Source organism: Paraburkholderia hospita (genome assembly GCF_002902965.1).
In the GTDB taxonomy this organism is placed as follows: domain Bacteria; phylum Pseudomonadota; class Gammaproteobacteria; order Burkholderiales; family Burkholderiaceae; genus Paraburkholderia; species Paraburkholderia hospita.
In genome coordinates, this window is the sequence record NZ_CP026107.1 from 108,865 (window position 1) to 132,884 (window position 24,020).

Sequence of the window (24,020 nt, forward strand, 5' to 3'; positions counted from 1 at the left end):
CGACCGTTTTCAGGCCATGCACCCGTGAATAGTTGATGCTGCGCAGAAGCGTGGCGTTAAAGATCGGCGGCGCAGAGCGTAATCCGCTCGCCTGTACGCGGCAATTGCCTCTCGGCGATCGCTTTCCGGAGACGGTGTTTACCGAGCTCGAATGCGAGCACCAACTGTCTTGGCGTCTGGTCCGCCGCACCCAGTCCCTCGCACATCACTTCGGCAGGCAGCGCGAAGGCGCAGTATCCCCAGCCGAAACCGTACGCGGAAAACCACACCGACGAGTCGGTAGTGAGGGTGGGTGCGGTGAAATGGGTCTTGGTTCGATCTTTGTCCAACACGATTCTGTCCGATAGCAAGGGATACGGAAGATCCGGCACGATCCAGACGCGCTCGTCGCAAGTAGCGCAACGCTGTCGCAAGCGCTCGCAGAAACACGTCCGGTGTATGCACGATTCATGCACTTCGTGCCGTTGCCGCCCCCGACCACCTGGCGTATTCCTGCAAGCGCTTGCGTCAACCGTCTACGAAAAGAATGCGAACGGCAAAATCGCAGCGATATAGACTGAGATTCCGAACGTAGCAAAGCCCAGGCTGATCGCCAGCAACCCGAGAACGCCAGCGGCGATTGCCAGTCCGACGCACCAGCGGTGCTGGATTTGACGGCCTGCGATGACGCTTCTATCCACGGTCGCTTCCGCGACGGTTTCTGCCGTACTTGTGTATTGACGAAATCTCAACCGAAGCATGCACAACCTCGCTTTCTTTAACGTTGAGATTCTGTTACTTGCCGTATAACGAATTTATAAAACCATAGGCGCGCGCCGTTAATTCAGCGTATGCGAGCGCGCGATCGACATACGATTTTTATAAGCCGCTTCAGGTGTCTTTACGCGAATTTTAGAAGCTGCCCGTTACGATTTCGCGGATTGGCTTTTGCAGCGCCGCTGCGTGGCGCCATATCTGGAAGTCAGCGGATTCACGCTCAGGCAGATATCGCGCGTGATCAGGATGACGCGACGCCGAGAGTGACCCGAACCGGCACGGCACGATGCCTTCGTCCGGATGGATCGATGGCGTAGAACAGCGGCACGAGACCGCGTGATGGCTTTGACACAAGAGGAACATCCCATGCGAATCCAGCCCACGAGAAGTCGACATCGACGGGCACCGCGTACAAGAGCACTGGTGAAGATCATTGTCCTTGTCGTGCTGGTCAACCAGATTCTGACGGCCAGCTTCGCGTTTCTCGCGCACGAGAATCATCCCGACATTGCGTTCGGCCTGACGACGCTTTTCAGTTTTCTGTTGTGCGCGATTCTCAGTACCTGGATCCGCTCGGACGCGAAGCACGCATGGCTTCACGCGCGTGACGCAGGTTTTCTGAGTTCCGCGTTGATACGTGGCGGTCGCACGGTGTGGATCCGGCAACACTGTCCGAGACGCTGGCTGGTCGTGCTTCATATCGAGCTCGAAGGCGGGCTTGCGGCGTCGGAGACCGAGCCGGCGCGAGCCGCGCAGACTGGCCGCGAGACCTGACATCTCATTCGCGTGTGCGACGAATCTCCGATGTTTTACCTGACATTCCTCAGGTGCTCGCCGACGAGCCAGATCGCGGTGAGCAAGAGCGGATCAGGTTTGGCTGGCGCTGAAAATGGGAGCGTCTGTCTGCCGCTCTTTACGACATTTTTTCTTGCGGCGCTTCAATGACGAACCCTACACTTCGCGGGTTTGGCGAAGCCAGAGGAAAGCAATGACCCGCACTAAAGCAGCAATGTTTTTCAGGGGGATGAGCAAGGTTATGTTCATCGCGATCGCAGTGAACCTGTTCCTGACGAACATCTTCGAATACCTGGCGCAGACGCTGGATCTCGGTCTGGACAACCAGGCAGTGACACTATTCAGTTGCGTGACGTGCGGGCTGCTGACGCTATGGCTCCAGTCCGATGCGCGCCGTGCATTTGCACTCGCGCAGACCAACGGTTATGTCCGCGCGGAAGGCGAGAGCCGCGATGGCTTGCAGATTGCCGCTGATTGTCCCAAACGCTGGCTCGTCGTCTTGCACCTCGAACTGAGTTCCGCCGCCTTGCGCTAGCCGCGCTGCTGCGCTGAACTACAACGCGCGGCAACCCAGACATATCGTCACCGAGCTAGGGGTGGGTTATCGGCTTGTGGGCGTCAGGTAGTGGACAGGCCGCCGACGCCTCGGGCGATTGTTGTCCAGTGTCGACGTACGCGCTGTGAACCTGACGCCACTGGATATTGACAGCATTTTTATGCCCGTGATCTAAAGCTTTTCGGTGTCTTGACGCGATGAGTGCTGCAATGGAAAGCAGGTGATTCCCGTCGTGTCGAGGTCGAAGATGTTGAGACTGCTCATTCCAGTGCTTTCCCAGGCGGGCGCACTCGAAGCTGCGCGCCACGCAGCGTTTCTCTTTGCTGAAAAATGCGTGGCGCAGGTCGAACTGATCGAGGTGCTGGAAGAAGTGGGAGAGGGCCGCACGGTCGCGTTTCAGTCGCGCTCGGCATTGCGGCGGCGCGAGAAGCTTTCGATGCGCGATGCTCTGACACGGACTCGCGCGGTACTCGATGATGCCGGCGTGCCCTATACGTGGAAGCGTGTTTTTGGACCCCCTGAAAAGACCATTGCCGCGTATGCCGCGATGAACGGCGCTGACGTCGTGGTGCTCGACGCGAGCGGTTTCGGCTTCTTCCGAAGGTGGGGCATGCTCGCGAAATTGTGGCGCCTGAGTCCCACGCCCATCACGGTGCTGCATTGACGGGCGAGGTACCGCAGTCGTCGAACCTCACGACGGACGGTGTCTGTTACGGATGATTTGCGAGGGTCATCCAGAACTTCAATGTGAGATGCACATCTCAGGCACGCTGACGACGCAGACCTTCCGTCGGCCTTCGCCGTGACTGCCAATGATGTTTCGAACGACAGCTTGTCTTGATGTTTATTCAAGGTCTGCCGATTCGTCTCGTTGCGCGCTTGCGTCTGCCCACATGAGCGGGCGACATACAAACCCCAAAATTGACTCGCCAGCCGATTCGGCAACAATCAACTGGGCGTTACGCCGCCCAAAATTTGCCGAGCGCCCGACCGATAAACGATAAGCAAAGCCCCGGCTCGTGGCGTCGTCATCATGGTCCAGTTGAAAAATCGCTCAACTCGAGTCGCGCGTCGCCGTTAACTCAGACGATATCCCACACCAATTCGACGCGTCACGTCGCCCGTTTCGCGACGTACGGGCTCGAATCGTGAGGGTTCGGACTGCAAGTTTGCCAGGGTTGGCAACACCGCACTATGGACGCCCGTACTGCACGGCGTGCGATCGGACAAACATCCCTCATGGTTTTCAAAGGACTCTGTACCGCGTTAGTCGCGGTAATGCTGAACGTAGCGGCTGCGTCCGTTTGCGAAGCGCAATACTCCACCAGCTGGATGGCCAACACACATGGCACGGCGACGACTCGGGTAGGCAATGTGGCTCGCTCGATGTGGGTGGCATCCGAAGGGGTGATCTACACCGCGTCGATGTGGGACGAGGACGAGGGCGGCATCGCGATCTATCAGAACGGACAGAACATCGGATCGATCGGGGCGCACGGCGAGTTTCAGGGCGGTGCGATCACCGGCAACTCGACCTCGCTGTTCGCTGCGCTGCAGTTCAACGCGACGTATGGAAGCGGCAAGGTTGGTCGATACGACCGGGGAAGCCGCACGCGCGACCTGCTGATCACGGTCAGCGACACAACCACCGAACACCTCGCGGATGTCGTCACCGGACTCGCGACGTCGGGCTCGCTGCTCTACGCGAGCGATTTCCCAGGCAACCGCGTACGCGTGTTTACGACGTCGGGTGTCTGGCTGCGTGATATCGGCGTGGCAGGGCCGGGCGCGCTCGCGGTGGACGCGGGTGGCAACATCTGGGTCGCGCAACAAAGCATGGGTACTGTGGTCCAGTTCAGCCCGACGGGCGAACGTGGAAACACCATCCAGCTGCCAGCCAAAGCGCAACCCTCTTCGCTGTATTTTGACTCGCTCACCGGGCAGTTATGGATCGGCGACGAGGGGCCGGATATGAACATCAAGATTTATGACGTCTCCAGCGCACCGTATGTTGCCGGTACGTTTGGTGTTCAAGGCGGCTTCCTCAATACGGTCACCGGCATCAAGGGACAGGTAGGCGACAGGCGGTTCACGCGCGTTACCGGCATCGGCAGGGATTCTGCGCGCAATCTCTACGTGCTGAACAACCCGTGGGGCGGATCGTGGGATCTCGGCCGCAACGGCGGCACCGACATCCACGCATACGATGGCACGGGAGTTCTGCGCTGGCAGCTCCAGTCAGTGAACTTTGAAGGCAACGCCGCACCGGACCCAGCCACCGACGGGGCGATCTTCTACGGCGGTATGAACATTTATGCGGGCACCCCGGGAGGTGCCTACGTTGCCAACACAATCGATCCGTTCACCTACCCCTCCGATCCGCGCATCAATCTCGCCGACCACGAACGCGGCGAACATTTCGCTCAGGTCGTCAGCGTGGGCGGACACCGGATACTCGTCGCAGCGAGCCAGAATCCCGATACCTTTTATTTTTTCCATTTCAATCAGGCAAGCGGGTACATTGCGATTCCCGATAGCACGCTGCCGGGAACGTCGTTCGGTACGGCGGTAAAAGTCCGCAACGGCTTCTGCCTGGATAGCAAGGGCGATATCTGGGCTGGCCTCGACAAGACCAACGCGATTTCACACTATCCGCTGAACGGCTTCGATACGAACGGCAAACCGTTGTGGGGTGCCGCGATCACGATGCCGATTCCGGCGACGATTGGGCAACTGACGCGCATCATGTACCTGCCCGAAAGCGACACGATGGTTCTCACAGGGATCACCGGCAGCACGGACTGGACCGCGGTCGGATCGCGTGTCGAGGTGTATCACGGCTGGCTGGCCGGCAACAGGACTGCGCCGAATCCGGTGATCAACCTTACTAGCGTCAATCCAAAATCGGTTGTGGCCGCCGGGAATTATCTTTTTGTGGGCTACGTCCATACCGTGCCGAATATCGATGCGTTCAACCTCACAACGGGGAACCTCGATATCACGCTCGTCAATAGCAATCCGAACACAGTCGATGTGGGCAACGATGTGGACTCGATGTATGGACTTCGGGCGTATCGGCGTTCGAACGGCGAATATGAAGTAACGAAGGACAACTACAACGACTCGAGCATTGTGCTGTATCGCTGGACGCCGCCTGCGTCGAGCGGGACGGGCGTGAGTGCGACCAAGGCGATGATGGTGTCACCATTCAGTGTGAATTGACGATGCGCGTGGGCCGCAGCGACCGAAGTGGCGAATCAATACATCGGTGCGTGAGTGGGCAGGGTTCGGGCCAATAGCGGCCTGTCGCCGCTCCCGGACAAAATGCGTTCTTGAGAGGCGCATAATCCGAGATGAATTGCGTTCTGTTCGGTCGGCGGATGCGCCGTAAGCGGCACGCCCCGCGGACTGGTGAGAATCCTTAATCCGAAGGAGTTCGAAAATGACAACTGGCGGCGCGGCTCCGATCGAACCCATCAACATTGGTCAATTGAGCATTCAGTATCTGATTGATGGAACTGCCACGGGCGGGATGGGCGTTTTCGAATTGACCGTGGCTCCCGGCGCTCAAGTCCCGCCGCCACATAGCCACACACGTAACGAAGAGTGCGTCTATGTGCTGGAGGGCATGCTTCGGTACTCGGTCGACGGAGTAGTCCGAGACCTGGTGCCGGGTGAATGGATGTTTACCCCTCGTGGGTCGGTTCATCACTTCAGCAACCCGCACAATGGCACGGCCCGCGCACTGATCGTCCTTACGCCGGACGTAGGTGCTCAGTATTTTCGTGATGTCGGAACAATCGTAAGCGCCGGCGGGCCGCCCGACCGCTCGAAGCTTATCGATGTCATGTCCAGGTACGGGCTGGTGCCAGCGCCACCACCCCAATGAAACCTGGGTGTTGGACGTTCAGGGGTCGGCCAACAACCGCCGTGCAAATCGTTGTCTCCGACGTCCGTTTTCGGTTTCGCTACAGACGTCGGAGAACCTCTGCCTCGTTAAGCCTCATTCGAAATCACCGGATGCATGTCGACCGAAGTGCCGTCACTTCTTTGCCAACGCACTGTCGCAAGCACCGAGGCAAATACCATCAACCCACCTCCGACCCATCCCCAGGCAGACAGGTGCTCCCCGAGCCACGCATACGCGAACAGCGCACCAAACGCCGGTTCACTGCCCATCAGCAATGCTACGCGCGTTGGGCTACTGCGCTTGACGGCAAAGTTCTGCGCGAAGAATGCAAACAGCGTGCACGCAGACACCAGATAGCCGATGCTCATCCAGAAGCTGCCATGCCCAGCTAGCGTTGGCAGTGCAGGCCACGGCTGCGACGGACACACCAGCGCTGCGATGACACTGCCGAACGCGACGGTGCCCGCCTGAACCGCCGTCACCGACAACGGAGCGAGCGTCGAGTCGCGCATCACACGCCCCGTCACGCACATCATCAGCGCGCGGAGCAGCGCAGCCAGAAGAATCAGCGCATCGCCTGCAGTCGGAATGAACACGCCACCACTCACCAACGTGGCGCCGGCCAACGACACTACGACGGCGATACCCTCAACGTGCGACGGCTTTCTATGCAGCAGCGCCCATTCGACGAGCGGCGTGAGCACGACACACAAACTGATGAGAAACGCTGCGTTCGAAGCACGGGTCAACGATATTCCAAATGTCTCGGCCAACAGGATGCCGAGCAGTAGCGCACCCGTGCCGAGCGTGCCGGCCAGTTCGGACGCCTTCGCCCGCCGGAGCGAACGCAACGCGGGCGACAGCACCACAAACGTCAGCCCAAAGCGCAGCGCCAACAGCCCCAGCACGGGATAGAACGCGAGCGCGCTTTTCGCGACCCCATAGCTTGTGCCCCACACCATCGCGACCGCGAGCAGCATCAGGTCGGAGATCCAGAGCAAGCGCTTTTGTTTCGACATGGCCGACCTTCAATCTCTATTCGAACAGTCCAGATTGTCGAGTAATGCGTGCAAAACTATAATTGGGTCTCGCGGAACATCTTTTATGTCACAGATGCACAGATGCGTTCGGCCGGTGTGAGCACGACAAATGAATCCCAATGAGCTTTTTGCACTGTTGCCGGACATGGCGACTTTTGCCCGCGTCGTCGACGCAGGCAACTTCTCGGAGGCCGCGCGCCAGTTGGGCAGCACGCCGTCGACGGTAAGCCGGCAGATCAAGCGCCTTGAAGAAGCGCTTGGCACGCGCTTGCTGGAGCGGTCGACGCGCAGCGTCCGGGTCACGGATTCGGGCGCGCAGGTCTACCGGTATTGCCGCGACGTGGTGGGCGCGGCGTCGGGTGCCGTCGATGTCGCGGGACAAGTGGTTGGCGAGCCGCGTGGCAAGGTGAGCGTCAGCGCACCGGTTGCATTCGCCAAGTCCGTCATCCATCCGCTGATCCCGGGATTTCTGCGTAGCTTGCCGGACGTGGACGTCCAGTTGATCTTCGCCGACCGCGAAGTCGATCCGCTGCGTGATGACGTCGATATGGTGATCCGCCTGACCCGTTCGCCTCCGTTGGGCCTGGCCGCCCGGCGGCTCGGAACCGTGAAGTGGTTGCTATGCGCGTCGCCCGCTTATCTCAACGTGCACGGGACGCCCGTCGTGCCACGCGATCTCAGCCGGCACGAATGCCTGTATCTCGGAGAAACGGTTGACGACAATCGTTGGCATTTCCGGCGCGGCACCGAGACGCAGTCGCTGGAAGTAAGAGGGCGCTATATCGCCAATCATGCGGGCGCCCGCCTTGAGGCTGCGTTGCAGGATCTGGGCATTGCGGGCTTGCCCGACTTCGCTGCTACAGAGGCACTACAGCAAGGCAGCCTCGTTCAGGTGCTCGTCGACTGGGAATTCGAGGCGCGTTCATACATGGGTCCCGTCTGGCTGCTGTATCCGCCTAACCGCTTCCTTCCGTCGAAGGTGCGAGCGCTGATCGACTACCTCGCGAGCCACCTGCATGACGCCGTGGATGAGTGAGCGGTCTCGCGCCATGTCATGTTTGACCGCGACGCGGTGCGGGAGACTCGAACGGGATGGGTTGGTCAGCCGGAATGGGCGACCTCTTAAAAGCGCGAGACCCCGCGCCGCGCGGGGTCTGTGCTGTCGGCTGGAATCGCTTATCAGACGTTGACCGGCAGGCCTGTTCGCTTTCTCGCGGGCTTGACGCTCATTAAGTTGGGCATACTACTGGCCACGAGTTCTGCAACAGCTTCCGCAGTCGCTGCCGAGAGGGTCCACCCCAAATGCCCGTGTCCAGTGTTGTAGAAAATATTGCGTCGGCGACCGGAGCCCACTTTGGGCAGCATGCCCGGCAGCATGGGGCGCAGGCCAGCCCACGGAATGACGCGCGCCGTCGACATGTCCGGAAAATGAGTGCGTGTCCAATTGACGAGGGGCTGGATTCGATCCGAACGGATGTCACGGTTCAGGCCGTTCAACTCAGCCGTTCCAGCAACACGGAAGCGATCGACGCCGAGACGGCTGGTCACAATCTTGGCGTTGTCGTCAAGCAGGCTGACCCAAGGCGCGGCGTGTTGGCTTTTTGTGTCTTCGAGGCAGACCGTGATCGAATAACCCTTCACCGGATAGACGTTCACGTGGTCTCCCACATACGCGGCTAGCGCACGACTTCCGACACCCGCACAAATCACTACCCGGTCGAAGCTTTCCGTATCAGTCTGACTTTCGTGCGCGAAAGCAATCCTCAATTCACCCTCTGCGGCCTCGGAAATGGACTGCACGCTCGTGTCGTAGCGGAACTCGACACCCAAACGCACGCAGGCTTCAGCAAGACCACGCGTGAACTTGTGAATGTCACCCGTCGAATCCGACTCGGTGAAGAAGCCGCCGTGGAACTGCCCGTGAAGCGCCGGCTCGAGGGCGCGGATTTCGTCGGGTGTCACCGGGCGCCGGTCAAGACCGCCTTCACTTAGCAATGCATTGACCTTTGTCGCGGCGTCGAACTCCTTGCGGGTGGCATAGAAATGCAAGATGCCACGTCGTTCGAGGTCGAAATCGATGTGCTCGCGCTCCGCGATCGAGAACATGTGCTCACGTGCAGCGATGGCTAGCCGCACGGTTTCGATCGTGTTGCTGCGATAGTTCGGAATCTGGCGCAGGAACTCGCCGATCCAGCTGTACTTGTGCCAACTCGGTCTCGGATTCATGAGGAGCGGAGCGTCGCGGCTAAACATCCAACGCAGGCCTTTCAGCACCGTGGAGCGGCTGTTCCAGACCTCAGCGTTGCTGGCCGATAGTTGACCGCCGTTGGCAAATGACGTTTCCATTGCCGCATAGCGATGACGTTCGAGAACGGTGACGCGGTAACCGCGCCGGGCGAGGGCATAAGCGGTGGTGACGCCCGTAATTCCGGCGCCAATGATGGCAATATGGGACATGACATGGTCCAGTGTTAGTTGAGCATCGCCGGCCGATGATTACCGGCGTCAATGCCCCATCTGTCCATGTACCTGAGAGTTTCGCTAATACCGGTTACGGTAATAGCTCCCCTTCGGTGGGCGCGCATGCGCCGCTCTCCAGATGTTCTCGCTGCACGGTCCTTTTGCCTGAGAGTTTCCGGGGCGGTTGCTCCGTCGGCGTCGTCGCGGGTGGACGATCTCTCCCGTGCTTCGTTGTAGAACAGCGCAAGGCTACTACCTCAAAGAAACGACAGCAAGTCTTTTCAAATAGACGGCAGTGAACTTCCCGTTCGGGTGCGTAGCAACCCTATCGCGATCTCGATGTGTCCAGAAATGCTTCGGATTTTCCCGAAGTGCGTTTCTGATTTTTGGCATTTTTCCGTCGAATTTGTTTGCATAGACTCCGTTCCAGATGCACCGCCTGCCTGTCACAACGGACGACGCCGCGGCGGTGACGAGGGCGCCTGGTGCGCCGCACCTATCTGAACGAACAACAGGACGAGTGCAATATCATGTCTGAAAACAGTTACGAAACCGGTCGCCTCAATTTGCCCTTTGTTGGAATCTGCACGTTCGCGAAGTCTCCGCTGTGTCTTGACTGGGACAAAATCGATGCGGATGTCGCGGTGATGGGCGCTCCTTTCGACTGCGGTACGCAGTGGCGGGCGGGTGCAAGGTTCGGTCCGCGCTCGATCCGGGATGCATCGACGCTGTTCTCATTCGGACACGGCGGCGCGTACGACTTCGAAGACGACGTCGTCTACTTGCCCAGCAACGAAGTTCGCATTGTCGATATCGGCGATGCGGACATGGTGCACACCAACACGGAGAAGAGTCACGCCAACATCGAGTACGGCGTGCGCAAGATCCTGGCGGCGGGCGCATTGCCGGTGGTGATGGGAGGCGATCACTCGATCAACATTCCGTGCATCAATGCGTTCGAAGGTCAGGAGCCGTTTCACATCGTCCATATCGACGCCCACCTCGATTTCGTCGACGAGCGCCATGGTGTGCGCCATGGCCACGGTAATCCGCTGCGGCGCGCGGCGGAAAAAAGCGTGGTATCGGGCATGACGCAAATCGGCATCCGCAACGTGTCGTCTACTGCGCGCGAAGGTTATGCCCAGGCACGCGAGATGGGCTCGGACATTATCTCGGTGCGCGACCTTCGACGCCTCGGCATCCAGGGTGTCCTGGACCGTATCCCGAAGGGCGTGCGCTATTACCTGACCATCGATATCGATGGCTTCGATCCGTCGATCGCGCCCGGCACGGGCACGCCGAGCCACGGCGGCCTGCTGTATTACGAAGGACTCGAACTCTTCGCTGGCCTTGCTGAGCAGGGTGACGTGATTGGCATCGACCTCGTGGAAGTCGCACCTGACTACGATCATTCGGGCTCGACGTCGATCCTGGCGGCGCAACTGCTGCTGAATACAATTGGCCGCGTGATGCATCAGCGCAAAGTCAAACGACACCTTTCCCGCTAAGTTCTCGCTAGCTATTTGCTGCTGCGTGCGGCCCGGTTGACTTTCCTGGCCGCCGCTCGCAGCTGGTTGCAAAAAGCCTGCACGACTCGCGCCGATTCGGCGCCTTTGCGCGTGATGATCTGAAAGTCCAGATGTGTCACATAGTGCTCAGGATCGATGCGTGCCAGTAGTCCACCGTCGACCCAGGGCTGCGCATAGTGAGGCGGCAGAAAGCCCACATAGTTGCCCGACAGGATGAGCATCGCGCGGCCTTCGACGTTGTCGACCGAGGCCGCGGCCTGTGCCATGTGCAGCAGCTTGAGCTCCTGGCTGCCGAGGTATGCACGCGCAGCGAGGCGTTGTTTGCCAAGCACCGACAACGGGACACGGCCGCCCGCCCGCTCGTATAACGAGTGGGTCGATGCGCAGTAGAGCCCCTGCTCCTCTCTATAAAGTGGCAAGTAGTCGAGACCGGGAATCTGCGCGGGGAATGGCCCCACGGCCAGATGCAGGCGCCCGTCCAGCACGTGCTGCTCCATGCTGCCAGGTGTGTCGATCTGCACATGCAGACGGACGTCGGGCGCCATCTGGCCGAACTCCCGGATCGCTGTCGGCAGCGGCGAGTATTTGTCGGTCAACGTTGCTTCGATCATGCCGAAGCGCAAAACACCGGAAAGCTGATTGCGCAACGTGCCTGCTTCCATCTGAAACGTATCGACCGCACCGAGCAGACGCTGTGCGGCGGCGTGCAGCTCCGCCCCTTCATCTGTAAGCCGGAAACCCGCGCGTCCGCGCTCACACAGTCGTAGTCCGAGGCGTGTCTCCAGCTGCGACATGTATTCGCTAATGCTCGATGCGCCAATGTTGAGAATCGGTTGCGCGGCGGCGAAGCCGCCGCAACGGACGATGGTTTCGAAGATCCTCAACAGCTTGAGATCTGTGTCCTGAACTTGCATCGTGCGGTCCCTCGGTTACTTCGGAAATTACCGAAATGTGTTTCATCAATGGTGCATTTTATTGGGGAATTTGGCTACGCAGAATTGCTGTCAACTGCACTGCCGTGGGTTCCATGAAGGCAAACGGACAGTGGGGTCAGATGGGATGTTTTCCAGGCCAAAGCGCAATGCGTCCGCCACCTCCGGAGGCAGGGCGATTTGATACTTCACGATGTGAGGAGAGCACGATGAAAAAATTGCACGCAGGTGCATGGTTGACGGCAGTCGCTTTGAGCATGGTGTCGGCGCACGCGGCGACGGAGGAGCAGGTGGTGAAAATTGGCTTGACCGGACCCTTGACCGGCCCGCAGGCCGCCATTGGCAAGGACGATGAAAACGGCGTCAGGATGGCGATCGAGCGTCTGAATGCCCAAGGGCTAGTGATCGGCGGTCGGAAGACCCGTTTCGAACTGGTCTCGCAAGACGATGCCGCCGATCCGCGTATCGGTATGACGGTTGCGCAGCGCCTCGTCGACGACAATGTGAAGGTCATCTTTGGGCCTTTCAATTCGGGCGTCGCGATTCCGATTTCAAACCTGGTGAATGTCGCGGGAATCGTGATGGCGACCGTCGCATCGAACCCGTCGATCACGCAACACGGCTATCCGTTCGTGTTTCGCATCTCAGCCAGCGACACGCAGCTCGGCAGCCGCATGGGCGAATTCGCGGCCAAAAAGTTGAAGATCAAGCGGATTGCTGTGATCGACGACCGGACAGCATACGGCCAGGGTCTCGCCGACGAATTTATCGACGCAGCCAAAGCCAACGGCATCGAGATTGTGGATCGGGAATATACGACGGACAAAGCGACCGATTTCGTCTCGATCCTCACACACATCAAGGGCGCTCACGCGGAAGGGATTTTCTACGGCGGCTACTACGCGCAAGCCGGCGCGCTGCGCAAACAGATGAAACGCCTCGCGATGAACGGTTACCTGCTTGGCGGCGATGCCATGTGCAATGCCGAACTGGCGAAAGTCGGCGGGGACACGGTCGATGCCGGCGTGTATTGTCCGCAAGGTGGTCCCGTTCTCGACCAGACACAGGAAGGGCGGCAGTTCAAGGCGGATTACAAGCAGCGCTTCCATACGGACCCATTGACCTACAGCGCTGCGTTATACGATGGCATGAACATCGTCGCGCGGGCCATGCAGAAGGCCAATGCCATCGAGCCGGCGCAGTATCGTGCTGCACTCGCCGGCATCGATTTTCAAGGGGTTTCAGGGCACTATCGATTTGACCAGAACCGCGATCTGAAGGACTCGCCAATCACCATTTATACCTATCGAAACGGTGAGCCAACGCCGCTGGCACCTTCCCAGCCATAGATCGAAGCGGACGCTTCGCAATCCCTACGTCGCGTCCGCTGCCTGCTGGGCCAGACGGTAGCTTTCCATCAGGTCCATCATGAATACCTGCAGGATGGTAGGGGGCACGGCAGCCCGCTTCGTGATTGCGCAGAATGGCCATCGGCTGCCGAACTGGTCGGGGCATATATGATGCATCTCGTCGCGCGCGACCCATCGGGCAGCGTAATGGATCGGCAGAAATCCGATGTACGCGCCCGATAGAATCAGGATGGCCTGCGCCTCGATGTTGTCCACGGTCGCTGCGGCTTTACTGGCGCTGAGCATTCGCAGGTCGTGCTGCTGCAGATAGCCGCGCGCGACCACGCGGCTGGACGCGATGGCCTGTTTGAGTGAGGCATCGTCGGGCCGGAGGCCAGCGAGCACATGATGCTTCCCGCAATACAGACCGTCTGGTTCGCCATAGAGGTCGGTGTAGGTGAGGCCTGGCACGTGCAGCGGAAAATGCCCGACTGCGATGTGCAGCCGGCCATCGAGTACGCGCTCCTCCAGTTCTGCAGGCATACCGACGTAGACATCCAGATGCACGTCGTGCCCCCTCGATACGAACGCCTGCAGTGCCTGCGGCAGCGGTGAAGCCGAGTCGGTCACCGTGTTGTCGATGATGCCGAGGTACAGCCTGCCTGAGACGTTCTTCTTCAGTGCATCCGTATCCACACAGAAATTTTCGACCGCCAGTTGCAGCCGCTGCGCGGCCTCGTAAGTCGCCAGGCCATGTTCGGTTAGACGAAAGCCGCTGCGCCCCCTCTCACAAAGCTTGAGCCCCAGGCGCGTTTCGAGCGTCGTCATCTGTTCGCTGATGGTCGACTGGCTGACGTTCAGGGTTGCCTGGGCGGCAGAAAAGCCGCCGCATCGCACGACTGTCATAAAGACCCTTAAAAGCTTGAGGTCCACGTCCTGCAACTGGATCACTGTCGTCGCTCCGTTTATCCCGCTTGCTTCGATATTTCCGATATGAATATCTGATCCACGTGATTTTTCCGCGCGGCCGTGTCGCTCATAGTCTCTCGAAAGGCCGCGCTGCCACAAGCCACGTTTATATCGATGTTTGCCGATGGTATGTGAGCCGACGAGCCTCCCGGATCAGGCGCATCTACGCGCACGAAACCGGCCCACCAGAGGCCGTGCAGCAGTTAATCCGTAACACAGGAGACAATGATGGATAAAGTCGTACAAAATTATCTGGAGACGTTTGGGATCTGCGAAGCGACGCAACGGTTTCTCACCAGGCCGCAGAAGATGTTTATTGGCGGTGCCTGGGTTTCACAAGGCGACCGGGAGTCGTGCGCGGTGCTCGATCCGTCCACGGGGGGCGTGATCACGCAGATTCCCCTGGCGACGACCGCCGATCTGGATCGCGCGATCGAAGCTGCCCGCAAACAATTCGACGGGGGACCGTGGCGAAAGCTCAAGCCCCTTGAGCGTGAACGATTGCTCCATCGCCTCGCCGATCTGATCGAAGCGAATGCAACCGAGTTGGCCGAGATCGAATCGATCGATGTAGGCAAGTCAGTCGCCAATGCGCGTGACGTCGACGTGCAGGCCACGATCGACACCTTCCGTTATTTTGCAGGCTGGGCATCAAAGCTCCATGGCCGCACGGTAGAACCCTCCCTGCCTGGCAATTATGTTGCCTACACGCGCAAGGAACCGATTGGTGTCATCGGCGTCATCGTCCCCTGGAACTTCCCTCTGCAAACGATGGCGTGGAAGGTGGCGGCCGCGCTCGCCGCGGGTTGCACAACCGTCATCAAGCCGGCCGAGTTGACGTCTCTGTCGACGCTTCGCTTCGCGGAGTTAGTGCAAGAGGCCGGGATTCCAGACGGTGTCGTCAACGTCATCACGGGGCGAGGACGCGATATTGGGGCGGCGATGGCTGCCCATCCGGGTATCGACAAGATCACGTTCACGGGTTCCACCGAAGTGGGCCGCACGGTCGGGCACGCGGCCGTGGGTGGCATCAAACGCATCACGCTCGAACTGGGCGGCAAATCCCCGGTGCTGGTGCTGGAGGACGCTGACATCGAGGCGGCTGCCCAAGCCGTAGCGAACGGCATCTTCTTCAATTCCGGACAGGTGTGCGATGCGGGGGCACGGGTGTACATCCAGCGCGGCATTCACGACAAGTTTGTTGATGCGTTGATCGAACACACGCGTCAGATGAAGATCGCGCCCGGCCTCGATCGGGATTGCTTCATCAGCCCGCTTGTTTCCGCGCTCCAGAAGGATCGTGTCGAGTCGTATATTGAAGCTGGGCGACGCGAAGGCGCGGAAGTGGCGTATGGTGGCCATTTACTGGATCGGCCAGGCTATTTCGTTCAGCCGACGATCTTTGCGCATTGCAGCAATGACATGAAGATTGTCCGCGAGGAAATCTTCGGTCCCGTGCTGGTGACCGCACCCTTCGACGATGTCAGCGACGCGTTGTCGCTCGCGAATGACTCGCCATACGGTCTTGCCGCCGCAATATATTCCAACGACCTGAACCACGTACATAGACTGATTCCGGAGTTGCGCGCCGGCACGGTCTATGTCAACGCGCACAGCACCATCGACCCGTCGATGCCATTCGGTGGATTCAAGGAATCCGGATTTGGCAAAGACCTCGGCCCCGAACAACTCGATCATCTGATGGAGAGCAAGGCGGTCTGGATCACGTTGCACTGAGCCGTCAATCCGCCGGCGGCGTCCCAATCGAACGTAGCCCAGCGAGCGGGTGTCCCGGCGTGGCATGCATGACCAGTCTATTCTCATTCCATCAACCTCTCACTCGAGTCAGGGGTACATGATGCAAGCAGCAGACGATACAGTGAAAGGCACCGTAGCGGGAGTTGAGCACGGCGCCATCGAAGGACATTCGATAGATTTTATTCCGGATAACGAACGAACGGACAGGCTATCCAGACAGGGACCGTTCTGGTTTCTGGGTAATTTCACTTTCTTTACCATGACCATCGGCTTTGTGGGTCCCAGCATTGGACTGAGCGCGCTGTGGACCACCATAGCCGGCACGCTGGGCATCATGTTCGGCACCTTGTTCATGGCTTTTCACGGATCACAAGGTCCTCACCTTGGCCTGCCGCAGATGATCCAGTCTAGAGCGCAGTTCGGCTATCGCGGGGTCATCGTCGTGCTGTTGGCTACGCTATTTGTGTTTGCCGGATTCAACATCGTCAACCTCGTGCTGATGATGCAAGGCCTCAAAGCACTGTTCAACTGGGACCCCGTCAAGGTGGCGCTGGCTGTGACCCTGCCGGCTTCGATTCTGGCGATTCTCGGTCACGACTGGATGCACCGGAGTTTCAAATGGGCGTTGTATCTGTCGCTGCCCCTTTATGGACTCGTCACGGTGGCCGTGCTGATGCATTGGGTGCATGACGTGCCGCTCCCCGCTGTCGCGCCGGGGGCCGCGCCACCGCCCCCGCTGGGCTTCGGCTGGATCGCTTTCATCGCACAGTTCGCAGCGGCCGCCAGCTACAACATCGCCTACGCACCGTATGTATCCGACTATTCGCGCTACCTGCCGAAGAACACGCCGAGCGGCAAACTGATTGCTGCCGTGTTCCTTGGCGCATCGCTGTCGGGGGCGTGGATGATCGCGATTGGCGGCTGGCTGGCGGACCATCTGCAGGCGACCGACGTGCTAGTCGCGTTGAATCAGGTGGGTAACGATCTCGCACCGGGGATGGGCAGCGTTGTGGTTGGCGTCACGATCCTGGCATTTCTACCCGTCATTGCGATGAACATATATAGCGCAAAACTGACCGCGATCACCGCAGTCGATTCATTCCGGAAACTCCAGCCTACCCCCAAGACTCGCATTCTCGCGATTATCTTCGTGGTGATCCTTCAGCTCGGTGTGGCGCTCAGCATCTATACGTCGGGGAAAGGTCTTTCCGTCCTGAATATCTACCTGGTAGTCATGCTGTATTTTCTGGTGCCCTGGACCGCTGTCAACCTGACGGACTACTTTTTCGTCCGCAAGGGGCGCTACGCCATTCCACACTTCTTCCTGCCTCATAACAACCTGTACGGGACATGGGGCTCGCGCGGTCTGACTGCTTACGCGATCGGATTCGTTTCGATGATTCCGTTCTTCTGCGTGCTCGACGGCGCTAACGAGGTGTATGTCGGGCCGCTTGCCCGCGCGATGGGCAGCGTCGATCTGGCCTGGCTGGTCGGTCTGTTGGTATCCGGCCTCGCGTACTACGCATTGTCGCGCTCACTCGATCTGAAGCACGAAGAGTCTGTTATCGCCTCCATCGAGAAGACATCACCGCAGTACACCACCGGCGACAAAGGTCGCTACTGAACCATAGACGACCCCATCAAGATTCAGGAAGCAGGCAAATATCATGGCTACCGAGCAATTCGATTACATCATTGTTGGCGCTGGATCGGCCGGGTGTGTATTGGCCAACCGGCTCACCGAGGACCCGGCGGTCCGCGTTCTGGTGCTGGAATACGGCGGAAGCGATCGCAGTGTCATCATTCAGATGCCGAGCGCATTTTCCATGCCGATGAACACTTCGAAGTACAACTGGCGCTATCAGACCGCCCCCGAAGCTCATCTGAATGGCCGTCAATTGCATTGCCCGCGCGGCAAGGTGCTGGGCGGATCGTCGTCGATCAACGGCCTCGTTTATATTCGCGGCCACGCTTACGACTTCGACGAATGGGAGGAATTGGGTGCGCGAGGCTGGGGCTATCGCAACTGTTTGCCGTATTTCAGGCGCGCTGAGAGCTACAAGTTCGGTGGCGACGATTACCGGGGCGCAGCCGGACCACTGTCCACGAACAATGGCAACAACATGGCGAATCCGCTGTACGGCGCGTGGATCGAGGCAGGCGCAGAGGCCGGATACATCAAGACAGAAGACTGCAACGGTCATATGCAGGAAGGCTTCGGCGCAATGCATATGACTGTCAAAGATGGTGTGCGCTGGTCTACTGCTAATGCATACTTGCGCCCGGCAATGAAGCGGCCCAATCTGTCCGTGGTGACGAATGCGATGACCCGCCGCGTGATTCTCGAAGGCAAGCGCGCGGTTGGGGTCGAATACGATCAGGGCGGAAGGACGCACGTTGCGCGATGCCGTGCTGAAGTATTGATCGCCTCGGGTCCGATCGGTTCGCCTCACCTGCTGCAACGTTCCGGAATAGGGCCGACCGAGGTGCTGCGCAAGGCGGGGATCCAGGTAAAGCATCACTTGCCCGGCGTGGGCGAAAATCTGCAGGATCATGCGGAAATTTATATTCAGTATGCCTGCAAGGAGCCCGTCACCCTCAACGCGAAAATGGATCCGTTCAGCAAATTCATGATCGGGCTGCGGTGGCTCTTGTTCAAGGATGGACTTGGGGCAAGCAACCATTTCGAGGCCGGTGGATTCATCCGTTCGAAAGCGGGATTGCGCTGGCCTGACATTCAGTTCCATTTCCTGCCCGCCGCCATGCGCTACGACGGCGACAAGCCGTTCAAGGGACACGGGTTCATGATATTGACCGGACCGAACAAGCCGAAGAGCCGGGGCTACGTCAGGGCGATGTCGGCCGATCCCTATACGCATCCGCAACTCCGCTTCAACTATCTGGATCACGAAGAGGATCGCGAAGGCTTTCGACGCTGCGTCCGGTTGACGAGAGAAATCATCGGGCAACCGGCGATGGACCGGTTTCGCGATGCCGAACTCGCTCCCGGCCCGCACGTGCAAACGGATGAGCAAATCGACGCCTTTGTCAGGGCGAACCTGGAAAGCACGATGCATCCGTGTGGTTCGTGCCGCATGGGGGAGGATGACATGGCTGTGGTCGATTCCGAGTTGAGGGTGCGTGGCATGGAGGGCTTACGAGTCATCGATTCATCCGTATTCCCGACCGAGCCCAATGGCAATCTGAACGCACCGACGATCATGCTCGCCGAGCGTGCGTCCGATCTGCTTCGCGGGATCCCTATGTTGCCCGCGTCCGACGCAGATGTGGGCCTGGCCGAGGGGTGGGAGGCACGGCAACGTACGCATGCGCCGGCACGAAATCTGTTTGTCGAGTAGCTTGGATGCGGGCTCGGAGAACCGGGGGCGTTTTCCGACGATCAGGTAGAGTTGATGCAACCCCTATGACCGAAGAGCGTTAGCCAGGGCGCGGCGGGCGACCGTCGCATGCTATACGGTCTTCGGTCATTCGTTTTGCCATGCTGAGGGAAGGCAATGGGGCGATCTCAGTAGGTCGGGCGATCGTACAGAGCCGATCAGCTTCTCAGGCTCGACGTCGACGTTCCGTGCTTACGCGGTGTATAGCGTGATCAGAAAGATTGCGAACCGATAGCCAGGAACGATGAGGCCAGCCGCCAACGCCATAGCTGCCGCCTTGACGAGCCGCGTGATGCCGCGAGAGCCGAACACGGGTTTTAAAGCAAGAAACACATAGCCGCCACAGAGGCCAAGATTGATGATCGAAAGAAGGTTGTCGACGACGGGTGAAGCGAGGCCGAGGCCGCCTAGACGCATCTCGATGGCTGCGACGGCCAACGCGAGCGAGAACAGCAACAGCAAGAACGTATAGAGATGCAGTGAGAAATAGACAAAGGTAACGAATGGCTTGCGCGCACGGAGGAAGGTCATCCACAACACCAGAGTGAACGGAACCACCATGAGAATGATGAGTGACTTGGCATTGATCACCGCCGCACGGTCGAAAGTGGACGTGTACTGGGGCAGATCCGTCCGTAGCTTCGCGACGCGTTCGGCCACCAGCGACCGAGCGAGCGGACTCCAATCCTGATGATAAAGGTGGGAAACCAGAGTCGAGCCGAAGATCTGGGTGTCGGTCAGCGACTGCATCGCGAAGAAGAACGCGTTTGCGATGAGAAACAGTTGGAATGGCGGGACATAAGGCATGCGCTTTCCATTCAGATGCGCGACCGTCAGCTCGCCTGGATGACGTAGCAACGCCCAGAACGTGCGAAGCAGGCGCCCGTCGATGCTCGTCGCCGCGTGCAGGACCTTTGCTCCGATCCCGCGCAGCGTAAGGTCGGGCGGCCGAAGTGGGCTCTCGCCGCACATCGGGCAGAAAGGCGTGGTGACGCGAATGGCACACGTCGGACATATCCAGGGTTCGGTCGCAGACATGATTTTCTCCGTTGGACCGCTTGTGTATATGGCGCTGTGTTATCGAAGCAGTTTGCGCCTTTCGAGACCTCCTCGCCGTTTTGTGACGCGCTCCAGAACGAGACGATGAGCGGCTCCGCCGAAGGCCGGCATGCGGTGCGCAAATGCGCGGCAAAGTGATAACGCTTCTGCTCCGAAAGCTGCCGCCTACCCGATCGGGCGTCCACCGGTTCGAGCGGCCTATAATCTCTTGTACGCACGCCCTCTTGCCGTTGTGTGGAGTGATCCAAACGGCATCTGGCGGCAGGGTGGCGGCACGAGCCGTGCCATTGCCGCCGCGGAAGCTGGTAACAGGCGAATAGCGCAGAACAGGAACGTAAGCACGTTCAGACGCGTGAGCGGCAGTGGCGCCCAATTTCGGTCGTTATGCCTAGCCGTTCGCGACAACCTTGCCGCAGAGAAATCCAATGAAGAAAGGAAAGACGAAACTTACCCGCCATGATGCTGAGCGCCTTTTCGAAGGACTGCCTGCCGGGAGCGTGAAAACATCGAGCCGGCCTGAGAACCCATTCGAAGCAGGGGCGTTCGACGTGGTTGAGCGCGTGGACGAGGAGTCCAAACTCTGGAAAGACAACCTCATTTCACTTCCGATGGCGATCGAGTTGCCTGCCGGCTACGAGTCGATATCTCGCATGCGCGAGTCGATGGTGAAAGCGTGGCGCGTGAAGTGGGTGAGGGAAGGTAAGAGCGAGGTTGTCACCGACTTTCCCGAAGGATGGACAGCCGTTCGCCCGAAAAGCGGCCCCATAGAGTTGCGAGATCCGTCCGGCGTGGTGCGCGCCTTGTATGGGTGGGCCGAGGATGCCGAGCTCAGGATTCTGCCGCGGTACCTGGTCGAGTCACAGACGAACAGTTCGAGCGGATTAGGCAGCTTGCTTGTCCGTGATCGCATGAACGGTCAAATTCTTGAGCGGTCGTCGATCTGGTCTGCCCAGACTGGTACCAACCATCCAGATTGGACCAGGCTGTCGGTGTGGCTCAAGACACACTATCCACAGCATCACGACCCGCTTCGGTACTGGGAAGATTGCGAGCGCAACGTCCAGGACTGAGCTGGTTTGTGGGGCATGGTTCTCGCGTCTGCTGCGCCCTGTTGAGCGGAGGCAAAAGCAGGGGGACGGCGTGATGATGGCGGCTTCCGAGTGTATGAACAGACGTCACTGCAATGGTAAACATTGACCACGATGCCGCTTCGATATTTGGAGTTATCGGTTCGGTTGTATCGCTCTTAGCGGCCGTTCCCTACGGGCTCGCGATTCTCAGGCGCGCCGTTCGTCCCCATCTTTTCACGTGGTTAATCTGGTCGATCGTCACGACCATCGCGGCTGCTGGTCAATTTGTTGCGGGTGCGGGCCCTTCTGCGTGGTGCACGGCGGCGATCGCCGTAACATGTATTCTGATTTTCTTCGCGAGCATCTATCGAGGTGAGAGAAGTTGGACAAGATCCGACTGGATGTTTCTCGGCGCAGCGCTGCTAGCCATACCTCTTTGGATGCTGACTGAAGAGCCGACCCTCTCGGTCTGTCTGGTGACGCTCATCGAACTTGCGGGCCTCGGTCCAACGGTCCGCAAGACTGTTCGAGATCCTTGGGGCGAAAGCCTCGCATATTTCGTTTTGTGCGTTGTCAAATATGCTCTTGCAATACTGGCCCTGAGACAATGGACGGTGGCAGTCGCTTTTTATCCAGTTGTCAACATCATGGCGTCAGTCGGCATCTGCTTGCTGATGGTTGTTCAGCGTTATCGTCTCCGCTCTGGGAGCGCCTTCCGTTAATCGAATCGGGACATGCTGTGATAGACGCTGAATGACGGAAACCGGACTAACGCGGCGCCCGGGAAGATCCTCTAGCCATGAAACGAAAGGAGAGAACTCAATGCCGAGCCTTGAGCGAGTGCGACCGGCCATGTTTATCGACTTTGTCTGGCGCATGGTGCTTCGCCTCGGATATCGATTCGCTCGCGTCTGGTGGCAGCTTCGGCGGCCTCGTCATGAGGGCGCGCTAGTAGCCATCTACGTCGGGCAGGCACTGTTGCTTGTGAAGTCATCGTACCGTCCCGAGTGGAATTTCCCCGGCGGTAGTCTCCATCCCGGTGAGACGCCTGATGCGGCGGCGCGGCGCGAAATGGAGGAGGAGATTGGTCTGTCGTCGTACGCACTACGCCCCGCGGGCAGCGTCTGCGGCAATTGGGAGGGGCGAAGAGACCGGGTGCATTTCTTCGAACTGCACCTCGATCGCATGCCCGAACTGCGGCTCGATAATCGGGAGATTGTCGCGGCGCATCTGGTATCGCCGGAGGAATTGCACGGCATCGCGCTGACAGGGGCGGTCGTTGCGTATCTAGGTGGAAATCTCGGCTGTTAGTACACTGGCGTGACCGGACGCTTCTGGTCTTTCGCGGGCTCATGGACTTGCCGACTCACGCTTGTTCCACCTGCTCTCTTCAGAGACTCAATCGGAAAAGGGAATGTCATGGCAAAGAATGAAGTTGTCTGGGGGATCCTGGGCGCCGCGAAGATCAACGACAAGGTTGTCCTGCCCATGCACAACGCGCCGAAGTGTCGGGTGAAGGGCATCGCGTCGCGATCTCCGGAGAAGGCTCGTGAAGCTGCAACCAGATATGGTTTGAGTGTCGCATACGACAGCTACGAGGCGCTCCTGGCGGACCCGGAAATCGACGCGGTATATATCCCGTTGCCCAATCACATCCACGTGGAATGGACGATCAAATCCGTCGAGGCGGGCAAGCACGTCCTGTGTGAGAAGCCGATCGGGCTGGACGCGCAACAGGTTGAACAACTCATCGCTGCGCGCGACAGGAGCGGTCGATGCATACAGGAAGCCTTCATGGTTCGCACGCATCCGCAATGGTTGAAGGTGCGGACCTTGATCGACGAAGGTGCGATTGGCGAATTGCGGGCGGTGACGGGCGGCTTCACCTATAACAACACGAACCCCGACAATATCCGCAATCAGAGCGGAATGGGCGGCGGCGGTCTGCTCGATATCGGTTGCTACCCCATCACAACGTCACGCTTCGTTACCGGGTCTGAGCCAAAGCGCGTGGTTGCACTGATAGAGCAGGATCCAGTATTCGACGTAGACCGGCTTGGCTCTGTGCTGATGGACTTCGACGGTGTGCAGGCGAGTTTCTTTTACTCGACTCAGACCCACCCGTATCAGCGGATGCAATTTCACGGGACCAAGGGGCGGATCGAGGTCGAGATTCCATTCAATGCACCAAACGATCGACCGACGCGTCTGTTAGTGAGTGAAAACACAAGCGCCGGTGTCGGGACTGATCGCTGGCTGGAACTTCCGGCGTGCGATCAATATGGCGTCGCAGCCGCCACGTTCGCGGAGGCGATATTGAGTGGAACCCCGCAGGCTATTCCGCTAGAAGATGCGCGCGCAAATATGCGAGTGATCGATGCCGTGTTTCGCTCGGCGCGATCGGGTGCGTGGGAGAGAATTGTGGAGGGTTGAGGTGCA

Annotated in this window: 21 protein-coding genes and 1 riboswitch; of the genes, 15 read left to right on the plus strand and 6 right to left on the minus strand. The window is 59.1% G+C overall.

Features of this window, described 5'->3' with window-relative positions; translation table 11 throughout:
* Positions 1-56 precede the first annotated feature (56 nt).
* A complete protein-coding gene (locus C2L64_RS33635; RefSeq protein ID WP_007732304.1) occupies positions 57-332 on the minus strand; it encodes a hypothetical protein in 276 nt (91 codons plus the stop codon).
* An 847-nt stretch (positions 333-1,179) separates the two neighbouring features.
* Here C2L64_RS33635 and C2L64_RS33645 point away from each other — a divergent pair.
* The 5 genes from C2L64_RS33645 (at position 1,180) to C2L64_RS33665 (ending at position 5,996) form a co-directional block, all read left to right on the plus strand.
* A complete protein-coding gene (locus tag C2L64_RS33645) occupies positions 1,180-1,530 on the plus strand; it encodes a hypothetical protein (protein ID WP_007584221.1) in 351 nt (116 codons plus the stop codon).
* Between the two features lie 214 nt (positions 1,531-1,744).
* A complete protein-coding gene (locus tag C2L64_RS33650) occupies positions 1,745-2,086 on the plus strand; it encodes a hypothetical protein (RefSeq protein ID WP_007732310.1) in 342 nt (113 codons plus the stop codon).
* 268 nt (positions 2,087-2,354) lie between these two features.
* Complete coding sequence (locus C2L64_RS33655; protein WP_007732314.1) at positions 2,355-2,771, plus strand: universal stress protein; 417 nt, start codon at positions 2,355-2,357, stop codon at positions 2,769-2,771.
* A gap of 575 nt (positions 2,772-3,346) precedes the next feature.
* On the plus strand, positions 3,347-5,329 hold the full coding sequence (locus C2L64_RS33660) for an SMP-30/gluconolactonase/LRE family protein (RefSeq protein ID WP_039900800.1): 1,983 nt from the start codon (positions 3,347-3,349) through the stop codon (positions 5,327-5,329).
* A 220-nt stretch (positions 5,330-5,549) separates the two neighbouring features.
* Complete coding sequence (locus tag C2L64_RS33665; RefSeq protein WP_007584226.1) at positions 5,550-5,996, plus strand: cupin domain-containing protein; 447 nt, start codon at positions 5,550-5,552, stop codon at positions 5,994-5,996.
* A gap of 107 nt (positions 5,997-6,103) precedes the next feature.
* On the opposite strand, the gene C2L64_RS33670 is transcribed toward C2L64_RS33665, so the two are convergent.
* Entirely contained in the window at positions 6,104-7,036 is a 933-nt protein-coding gene (locus tag C2L64_RS33670; RefSeq protein ID WP_007584227.1) for a DMT family transporter, read from the minus strand.
* Positions 7,037-7,166: 130 nt separating this feature from the next.
* Here C2L64_RS33670 and C2L64_RS33675 point away from each other — a divergent pair, with 130 nt between their 5' ends.
* Positions 7,167-8,093: a LysR family transcriptional regulator gene (locus C2L64_RS33675; RefSeq protein ID WP_007584228.1), complete on the plus strand. Its 927-nt coding sequence runs from the start codon at positions 7,167-7,169 to the stop codon at positions 8,091-8,093.
* 143 nt (positions 8,094-8,236) lie between these two features.
* On the opposite strand, the gene C2L64_RS33680 is transcribed toward C2L64_RS33675, so the two are convergent.
* Positions 8,237-9,514 (minus strand): D-amino acid dehydrogenase, encoded by a 1,278-nt coding sequence (locus C2L64_RS33680; protein ID WP_007584229.1) that lies wholly within the window; start codon positions 9,512-9,514, stop codon positions 8,237-8,239.
* 146 nt (positions 9,515-9,660) lie between these two features.
* A riboswitch (glycine riboswitch) is annotated at positions 9,661-9,751 on the minus strand.
* Between the two features lie 296 nt (positions 9,752-10,047).
* Between C2L64_RS33680 and speB the strand changes: the two genes are divergently transcribed.
* A complete protein-coding gene (gene speB / locus C2L64_RS33685) occupies positions 10,048-11,025 on the plus strand; it encodes an agmatinase (protein WP_085954617.1) in 978 nt (325 codons plus the stop codon).
* 11 nt (positions 11,026-11,036) lie between these two features.
* Here the strand turns inward: speB and C2L64_RS33690 are convergent, their stop codons facing one another.
* The gene (locus C2L64_RS33690; RefSeq protein ID WP_007584231.1) at positions 11,037-11,960 is read right to left on the minus strand and encodes a LysR family transcriptional regulator; all 924 of its coding nucleotides are present in this window, start codon (positions 11,958-11,960) and stop codon (positions 11,037-11,039) included.
* Between the two features lie 227 nt (positions 11,961-12,187).
* Here C2L64_RS33690 and C2L64_RS33695 point away from each other — a divergent pair, with 227 nt between their 5' ends.
* Positions 12,188-13,327 carry a branched-chain amino acid ABC transporter substrate-binding protein gene (locus tag C2L64_RS33695; protein WP_007584232.1) on the plus strand — a complete coding sequence of 380 codons (1,140 nt, stop codon included), beginning with the start codon at positions 12,188-12,190 and terminating at the stop codon, positions 13,325-13,327.
* A 24-nt stretch (positions 13,328-13,351) separates the two neighbouring features.
* Here the strand turns inward: C2L64_RS33695 and C2L64_RS33700 are convergent, their stop codons facing one another.
* Positions 13,352-14,278 (minus strand): LysR family transcriptional regulator, encoded by a 927-nt coding sequence (locus tag C2L64_RS33700; RefSeq protein ID WP_039900801.1) that lies wholly within the window; start codon positions 14,276-14,278, stop codon positions 13,352-13,354.
* 246 nt (positions 14,279-14,524) lie between these two features.
* Between C2L64_RS33700 and C2L64_RS33705 the strand changes: the two genes are divergently transcribed.
* From C2L64_RS33705 to betA, 3 genes are all read left to right on the plus strand, one after another.
* Positions 14,525-16,033, plus strand: a complete 1,509-nt coding sequence (locus C2L64_RS33705) for an aldehyde dehydrogenase family protein (protein ID WP_007584234.1) — start codon at positions 14,525-14,527, stop codon at positions 16,031-16,033.
* A 118-nt stretch (positions 16,034-16,151) separates the two neighbouring features.
* Positions 16,152-17,678, plus strand: a complete 1,527-nt coding sequence (locus C2L64_RS33710) for a purine-cytosine permease family protein (RefSeq protein WP_039900802.1) — start codon at positions 16,152-16,154, stop codon at positions 17,676-17,678.
* 43 nt (positions 17,679-17,721) lie between these two features.
* Positions 17,722-19,413: a choline dehydrogenase gene (betA, locus tag C2L64_RS33715; RefSeq protein WP_007584236.1), complete on the plus strand. Its 1,692-nt coding sequence runs from the start codon at positions 17,722-17,724 to the stop codon at positions 19,411-19,413.
* Between the two features lie 231 nt (positions 19,414-19,644).
* Here betA and C2L64_RS33720 read toward each other — a convergent pair whose 3' ends face one another.
* Positions 19,645-20,490: a DUF3667 domain-containing protein gene (locus C2L64_RS33720; RefSeq protein ID WP_007584237.1), complete on the minus strand. Its 846-nt coding sequence runs from the start codon at positions 20,488-20,490 to the stop codon at positions 19,645-19,647.
* Positions 20,491-20,936: 446 nt separating this feature from the next.
* Between C2L64_RS33720 and C2L64_RS33725 the strand changes: the two genes are divergently transcribed.
* The 4 genes from C2L64_RS33725 to C2L64_RS33740 all read left to right on the plus strand — a co-directional run bounded on the left by C2L64_RS33725 (position 20,937) and on the right by C2L64_RS33740 (position 24,014).
* Positions 20,937-21,581, plus strand: a complete 645-nt coding sequence (locus C2L64_RS33725; RefSeq protein WP_007584238.1) for a hypothetical protein — start codon at positions 20,937-20,939, stop codon at positions 21,579-21,581.
* 113 nt (positions 21,582-21,694) lie between these two features.
* Complete coding sequence (locus tag C2L64_RS33730) at positions 21,695-22,303, plus strand: hypothetical protein (RefSeq protein WP_007584239.1); 609 nt, start codon at positions 21,695-21,697, stop codon at positions 22,301-22,303.
* Positions 22,304-22,403: 100 nt separating this feature from the next.
* Positions 22,404-22,892: an NUDIX domain-containing protein gene (locus tag C2L64_RS33735; RefSeq protein ID WP_007584240.1), complete on the plus strand. Its 489-nt coding sequence runs from the start codon at positions 22,404-22,406 to the stop codon at positions 22,890-22,892.
* A 108-nt stretch (positions 22,893-23,000) separates the two neighbouring features.
* The gene (locus tag C2L64_RS33740) at positions 23,001-24,014 is read left to right on the plus strand and encodes a Gfo/Idh/MocA family protein (protein WP_007584241.1); all 1,014 of its coding nucleotides are present in this window, start codon (positions 23,001-23,003) and stop codon (positions 24,012-24,014) included.
* The last annotated feature ends 6 nt before the right edge of the window (positions 24,015-24,020 follow it).

What these genes read in the sequence shown, in the direction of transcription:
- C2L64_RS33650 (WP_007732310.1), top strand. Translation starts at nt 1,745, where the DNA reads ATGACCCGCACTAAAGCAGCAATGTTTTTCAGGGGGATGAGCAAGGTT.
- C2L64_RS33655 (WP_007732314.1), top strand. Translation starts at nt 2,355, where the DNA reads ATGTTGAGACTGCTCATTCCAGTGCTTTCCCAGGCGGGCGCACTCGAA.
- C2L64_RS33660 (WP_039900800.1), top strand. Translation starts at nt 3,347, where the DNA reads ATGGTTTTCAAAGGACTCTGTACCGCGTTAGTCGCGGTAATGCTGAAC.
- C2L64_RS33665 (WP_007584226.1), top strand. Translation starts at nt 5,550, where the DNA reads ATGACAACTGGCGGCGCGGCTCCGATCGAACCCATCAACATTGGTCAA.
- C2L64_RS33670 (WP_007584227.1), bottom strand. Translation starts at nt 7,036, where the DNA reads ATGTCGAAACAAAAGCGCTTGCTCTGGATCTCCGACCTGATGCTGCTC.
- C2L64_RS33675 (WP_007584228.1), top strand. Translation starts at nt 7,167, where the DNA reads ATGAATCCCAATGAGCTTTTTGCACTGTTGCCGGACATGGCGACTTTT.
- C2L64_RS33680 (WP_007584229.1), bottom strand. Translation starts at nt 9,514, where the DNA reads ATGTCCCATATTGCCATCATTGGCGCCGGAATTACGGGCGTCACCACC.
- speB (WP_085954617.1), top strand. Translation starts at nt 10,048, where the DNA reads ATGTCTGAAAACAGTTACGAAACCGGTCGCCTCAATTTGCCCTTTGTT.
- C2L64_RS33690 (WP_007584231.1), bottom strand. Translation starts at nt 11,960, where the DNA reads ATGCAAGTTCAGGACACAGATCTCAAGCTGTTGAGGATCTTCGAAACC.
- C2L64_RS33695 (WP_007584232.1), top strand. Translation starts at nt 12,188, where the DNA reads ATGAAAAAATTGCACGCAGGTGCATGGTTGACGGCAGTCGCTTTGAGC.
- C2L64_RS33705 (WP_007584234.1), top strand. Translation starts at nt 14,525, where the DNA reads ATGGATAAAGTCGTACAAAATTATCTGGAGACGTTTGGGATCTGCGAA.
- C2L64_RS33710 (WP_039900802.1), top strand. Translation starts at nt 16,152, where the DNA reads ATGATGCAAGCAGCAGACGATACAGTGAAAGGCACCGTAGCGGGAGTT.
- betA (WP_007584236.1), top strand. Translation starts at nt 17,722, where the DNA reads ATGGCTACCGAGCAATTCGATTACATCATTGTTGGCGCTGGATCGGCC.
- C2L64_RS33720 (WP_007584237.1), bottom strand. Translation starts at nt 20,490, where the DNA reads ATGTCTGCGACCGAACCCTGGATATGTCCGACGTGTGCCATTCGCGTC.
- C2L64_RS33725 (WP_007584238.1), top strand. Translation starts at nt 20,937, where the DNA reads ATGAAGAAAGGAAAGACGAAACTTACCCGCCATGATGCTGAGCGCCTT.
- C2L64_RS33730 (WP_007584239.1), top strand. Translation starts at nt 21,695, where the DNA reads ATGGTAAACATTGACCACGATGCCGCTTCGATATTTGGAGTTATCGGT.
- C2L64_RS33735 (WP_007584240.1), top strand. Translation starts at nt 22,404, where the DNA reads ATGCCGAGCCTTGAGCGAGTGCGACCGGCCATGTTTATCGACTTTGTC.
- C2L64_RS33740 (WP_007584241.1), top strand. Translation starts at nt 23,001, where the DNA reads ATGGCAAAGAATGAAGTTGTCTGGGGGATCCTGGGCGCCGCGAAGATC.